Origin of the sequence: Pontibacter pamirensis (assembly GCF_010015475.1) — a bacterium.
Classification (GTDB): Bacteria; Bacteroidota; Bacteroidia; order Cytophagales; family Hymenobacteraceae; genus Pontibacter; species Pontibacter pamirensis.
The window spans coordinates 1-944 of sequence record NZ_SSNI01000117.1 but is presented as its reverse complement, the minus strand read 5'-3'; the positions used below and the strand labels follow the sequence as shown (position 1 = coordinate 944).

Sequence of the window (944 nt, the reverse complement as noted above, 5' to 3'; positions counted from 1 at the left end):
AAGTAGTAGTACACCAACTGCCACTTGGGAAAGAGTTCCGTCGGCAGGTTGCGCCATTGGTTGCCAAGGCGAAGACACCAAAAGATGGCGTCGGCAATAACCCTTAGCGAGTGTTTGCGTTTCCGATTTACGCTCAATCTGTGCCTACCATAGGTTTTGACCGAACCTTAAATTCTAATGCTGAACCTTACACTTTTAAAAAGTTGTCTGAAATCTCAAGAAAAGAACTCATAAATGGTGGGTATTTTAAAAAAGGAAGCTGCTCTATTGATTATGATTATGTAAATGATTGGTTTAAGACACCTTTAGCAGAATACCATCAAGAGTTCCTCCAGAAAAGAATAAATCATTATAAAAATTAAAACCCTTAACCACAACTATAGTGCATAAACGCACCATAGCCCAACCGTTATAGCCAATGCTAAAAGACGACACAACAACAATTAAACATAAATAATGAAAAGAACAATAGAAAATCCAATCATTAAAGACACCGCAACATTTTTGCAGACGGCAGAAGAATCAGGTGGAAAAATAAGTGACATTGAATTCACCCTTATGCCTGAAGGAGGTAATCCACTGCATTACCATAAGACTTACTCTGAAACCTTTACTGCAATAGACGGAGAGTTAGGTTTAAAATTAGGAAAGAAAGTTACTAAGATTTTAAAACCAGGGGAATCATATACGGTTGAACCTATGTCACTTCATAGTTTTTTTAATCCAACAGACAAAGAAATTAAATTCAATATAAAAATTAAACCGGGACATACAGGATTTGAAAACTCATTGAGGATACTTTATGGAATGGCTGCTGACGGCAGTTTGTCTAAAAACCTCCGTCTGTTTTTTAGTTAAATATAGCAATTTGGAAATATACTGTACTAGATGCAGCGCCTTTTATTCGTTGGCCAAAGCTTCGCCAACATGTCCCAAACATGGCT

The 944-nt window shown here is 37.1% G+C and carries 3 protein-coding genes; 2 read left to right on the top strand and 1 reads right to left on the bottom strand.

Going from position 1 to position 944, the window contains the following annotated elements; all coding sequences use genetic code 11:
- Positions 1-137, bottom strand: a 137-nt coding sequence (locus E1919_RS27195) for a transposase (protein ID WP_162056538.1), incomplete at its 3' end; no start/stop codon positions are given.
- On the opposite strand from E1919_RS27195, the gene E1919_RS27190 reads away from it, so the two are divergent.
- Positions 111-362, top strand: coding sequence for a hypothetical protein (locus E1919_RS27190; RefSeq protein WP_162056536.1), 252 nt, complete (start codon positions 111-113; stop codon positions 360-362). The genes E1919_RS27195 and E1919_RS27190 overlap by 27 nt on opposite strands.
- Before the next feature lie 94 nt (positions 363-456).
- Positions 457-858 (top strand): cupin domain-containing protein, encoded by a 402-nt coding sequence (locus E1919_RS27185; protein WP_162056537.1) that lies wholly within the window; start codon positions 457-459, stop codon positions 856-858.
- The last annotated feature ends 86 nt before the right edge of the window (positions 859-944 follow it).